This is a genomic window from Bacillus pseudomycoides DSM 12442, from assembly GCF_000161455.1.
GTDB classification, from domain to species: domain Bacteria; phylum Bacillota; class Bacilli; order Bacillales; family Bacillaceae_G; genus Bacillus_A; species Bacillus_A pseudomycoides.
In genome coordinates, this window is record NZ_CM000745.1 from 5455726 (window position 1) to 5459524 (window position 3799).

5 protein-coding genes are annotated in these 3799 nt (G+C 33.9%); 4 read left to right on the plus strand and 1 reads right to left on the minus strand.

The window, feature by feature from the left end; all coding sequences use genetic code 11:
- Nucleotides 1–622: 622 nt before the first annotated feature.
- Complete coding sequence (locus BPMYX0001_RS27620) at nt 623–1096, minus strand: MarR family winged helix-turn-helix transcriptional regulator (protein ID WP_006097468.1); 474 nt, start codon at nt 1094–1096, stop codon at nt 623–625.
- 153 nt (nt 1097–1249) lie between these two features.
- Between BPMYX0001_RS27620 and BPMYX0001_RS27625 the strand changes: the two genes are divergently transcribed.
- The 4 genes from BPMYX0001_RS27625 to BPMYX0001_RS27640 all read left to right on the plus strand — a co-directional run.
- The gene (locus BPMYX0001_RS27625) at nt 1250–1834 is read left to right on the plus strand and encodes a DUF3238 domain-containing protein (protein WP_006097469.1); all 585 of its coding nucleotides are present in this window, start codon (nt 1250–1252) and stop codon (nt 1832–1834) included.
- Nucleotides 1835–1963: 129 nt separating this feature from the next.
- Nucleotides 1964–2548 carry a DUF3238 domain-containing protein gene (locus BPMYX0001_RS27630; protein ID WP_006097470.1) on the plus strand — a complete coding sequence of 195 codons (585 nt, stop codon included), beginning with the start codon at nt 1964–1966 and terminating at the stop codon, nt 2546–2548.
- Between the two features lie 74 nt (nt 2549–2622).
- Entirely contained in the window at nt 2623–3249 is a 627-nt protein-coding gene (locus BPMYX0001_RS27635) for an FMN-dependent NADH-azoreductase (protein ID WP_006097471.1), read from the plus strand.
- Nucleotides 3250–3412: 163 nt separating this feature from the next.
- A partial coding sequence (locus BPMYX0001_RS27640) for an MFS transporter (protein WP_033799495.1) occupies nt 3413–3799 on the plus strand: 387 nt, incomplete at its 3' end.

Genomic DNA, 3799 nt, shown 5'->3' on the forward strand with positions numbered 1-3799 from the left:
AAAAAAGTTAGTATGGATCTAACTTTTTCTTTTTTTGTTACAAACATTATATCCTCTTTATTCACAGTGTTTCGAATGTATACTTTTCTTAATGTTTTTGAAGAAAATGATTAACTCACGATAAAATGAGTTATTATCTATTTATGATGGTAATAAGTATCGCAATGATAATTGTCGTTTTTTTAGGGGATGGATTTAAGTTAGGCTCTATTTTAAAATGGATTGTGTGTATTATATGGTTTTTTGTATTTATAGGGAATCTTTGTTATTACATTAAAAGTTTGAGAAAAAGAAATTTTAAGGATTAGATTGATATGTAAAAGCCTCAATTATCTAATATATATTTAGATAATTGAGGCTTTTGATTTTGTTATTTATCTTTTATTAATGTAAGCGTCAAAGTGTGTCCTGAAGGATTTCTTGCACGAAAAGGAGTGAAAAAAATGCGAGAAATTCATGCTTTGTAAGAGATGAGGGAAGGCCCCCATATCCATCAAGCTAACAAGGACGAGTTACCCCAAAACGATAAAAACGATCAACATGCAAAGATTTTTCGTTCTGGGGTATTATGATATCTTAACTTGATGGGTGCACGGTTAGTCCCCTTTTATAAACTCATTATTTACCAGACAGGTCTTAACCTCGATGATGATTTACCCTCATTTGCTTCATAAACTAACTTTGTTAAATCTTCCTTGAGCATTTGCATTCTTTCATCGCCTATGTTTTCAATCCAACGTTGTTCCATTTCAGTTAGTATCTTCTCTTTTGCTTGCACTACTAGCCAACCTTTTTCGGTCAAAACAATAATTTTCCCTCTCTTATCAGTTGGATGAGCTTTGCGCATTACATAACCACTTTTCTCAAGATAATCCACCATTTTACTCACAGCTTGCTTTGTAATTCCTAAATATTCGGCTAGTTCTATACCTGTCGCTCCATTAGGAGTGATGCATTTAAACATAAAACCGTGTACAGGTCTAATATCTCCAAATCCCAATTCACTCAATTTGTCATGTAGTTCATTGATTGATGCGCTAAAGGATAATGACAAAAGTGACGTAAGGTCCAATTCACTAAATACTGGATGACTCATACATAAAACCTCCTTAAATAAAGTCAATATGGTTGACTACATCTGATTTCTATTGTACTATATGGCATATAGTCAATCAAATTGACTATAATTAGTTATAAGAGAAATAAGGGATTCAACGAAACAAAAATTAATAAATTATGGAGGTTTCTCATGGCTAACATCGTGAAAATTAGAGGAAGTGTGTTTGCCCCGTATGCTTGGTTAGAACCTATTAAAGATCCTACAACAGGAAAACTTTTTGAATATACTGGTGATGCACGTGAATTTACACCTTATGCTGTAAACACAATGCGGTCAAGATTAGAGCAAGAAGTGATTATTGATTTTTATAAAAAAGAAATTTTTTCACATGCAAATGCTTGTATCGTAACTGTGAAAATTACAAATCCAGATGGTTCTATCGAGTATAAAAAAGGGAGAACAAGCACAGAAAATATTGTATGCACTAATGTTGTGTGGGGTACTGATGAAGTTTCTTTTAAAATGAGTGCAAGTGCCAGCAATCCTTTAAATACAGCAGCACCTGCAGCTGACTATGTATTAACTATACACGTTAACAAAAGTGGGGTTGCACAAATTGAAGGTGCACATGATGGGTTCCCCTGCTATGAATTTTATAAACAAACAGATTTTGGTCCATTTGAATTAATATATACACATGATTTCAGAAAAACTGGTGACACTCCAGCAGCACTAGCTGGGGAAATGGAATACAGTTTTAAAACGACAATCTAGATATAAATATTGAATAGAAGTTTACAAGCAGCAAAATTATTTATACGAAAGAAATTGCGATCTGTTTTGCTCAATGGGTCAATATTATTATTACCCAAAATAAAATTAAGAATTGCAGAGGTGTGTCTCATGACTAATATCGTTAAAGTTAGAGCAAGTGTATTTATTCCAATGTCTTGGACTGAACCTAAGAAGGATACTCAAACAGGAAACGTGATTCAATTCGAAGGTGACTCACGTGAATTTACACCATATGCTGTAAATACTATGCGTTCCAGAATTGAACAAGAAATAGTTGTAGATTTTTATAAAAAAGAAATTTTCACATATGCGAATACCGGCATAACAACAGAAAGAATCAAAACTCCTGATGGTTCCGTTAATAAGAGAACAGGAAAAGCTAGTACGGAAAATATTTTGTGCACTGATGTTGTATGGAAGTCAAATGACGTCAAATTTAAGATGACTGCAAGTGCTAGCAACCCATTAAATGTATATGCACCTCCTGTTGACTACCTATTAACTGTACATGTCCAAAAAGATGGTACCGTCGATATTGAAGGTGCACATGATGGATTCCCTTGTTATGAATTTTATAAGCAACTAAATTTTGGTCAGTTTGAGAAAATTCATACACATGACTTCAGAGAAACTGGTGATACAGCTGAAGCTCTAGGTGGAGACATGGAGTATAGTTTTAAAAAGATATTATAAAGAACAATATAATACCCTTTTTATTAAATAAATATATAACAACATCAAAGAGTGAGTAACAGGAGGAAAAGCGAATGACAACAGTTTTATTTGTAAAAGCAAACAATCGTCCAGCAGATCAATCAGTTAGCGTGAGATTATATTATGCTTTTTTAGCAAGTTATAAAGAATCTCATCCAAATGAGACAGTAGTAGAGCTTGATTTATACAACGAGGAATTGCCATATGTAGGAGTAGATATGATTAACGGCACATTTAAGTCTAGTAGAGGATTGGATTTAACAGCAGAAGAAGCAAAAGCAGTAGCTGTTGCTGATAAATATTTAGATCAATTCCTTGCAGCTGATAAAGTTGTTTTTGGTTTCCCATTATGGAATTTAACAATCCCAGCTGTATTACACACATATATTGATTACTTAAACCGCGCGGGAAAAACATTTAAATATACGTCAGAAGGTCCAGTAGGTCTTATTGGAAATAAGAAAATTGCATTATTAAACGCAAGTGGCGGTGTATATTCTGAAGGACCAAAAGCCCCAATGGAAATGGCTGTTAAATATGTAGCAAGTATGATGAGCTTCTTCGGTGCAAAAGATATAGAAAAAATAGTAATTGAAGGTCACAACCAATTCCCAGATAAAGCAGAAGAAATTATTGCTGCAGGGCTTGAAAAAGCGATTAAAGTAGCAAGTACGTTTTAATTAACAAAACACTTGTCATTCTATATGGCAGTACCAACACTTTTATAGCGGTGGTACTGCTTTTTTATTCGCTTAGCTCGCATCAATTGGGTAGTAAGGATCCAATTGATGCGAGCTTTCCATTCTCAACTTATTAAACGAAAGAAAGCAGGATTACATTACAATGGAACGTTTATGGACAAAAAACTATATAATGCTGACCATTACAGCATTATTACTATTCAGTGGTTTTTATTTACTCATGCCAACACTACCTATGTTTATTAAACAATTAGGTGGAAGTGAATCTCAAGTTGGATTTATTATTGGGGTGTTTACAATATCGGCAGTCATTTTTCGTCCTATTGTTGGAGGATTAATGGATCGATATGGTCGAATGGTATTTATAATAAGCGGACTACTATTTTTCGCAATTACAATGTATTTTTATGATTGGGTAACAGGGGTTATATTTTTAGTGGTCTTACGTATTCTCCATGGAATCAGCTGGGCAGTTGCTACAACTTCGATAGGAACGGCTGTGACTGATGTTATTCCACAATCTCGTCGT

Excerpts from the sequence above, each read along its gene's own strand:
- BPMYX0001_RS27620 (WP_006097468.1), bottom strand. The coding sequence starts at position 1,096 with ATGAGTCATCCAGTATTTAGTGAATTGGACCTTACGTCACTTTTGTCA.
- BPMYX0001_RS27625 (WP_006097469.1), top strand. The coding sequence starts at position 1,250 with ATGGCTAACATCGTGAAAATTAGAGGAAGTGTGTTTGCCCCGTATGCT.
- BPMYX0001_RS27630 (WP_006097470.1), top strand. The coding sequence starts at position 1,964 with ATGACTAATATCGTTAAAGTTAGAGCAAGTGTATTTATTCCAATGTCT.
- BPMYX0001_RS27635 (WP_006097471.1), top strand. The coding sequence starts at position 2,623 with ATGACAACAGTTTTATTTGTAAAAGCAAACAATCGTCCAGCAGATCAA.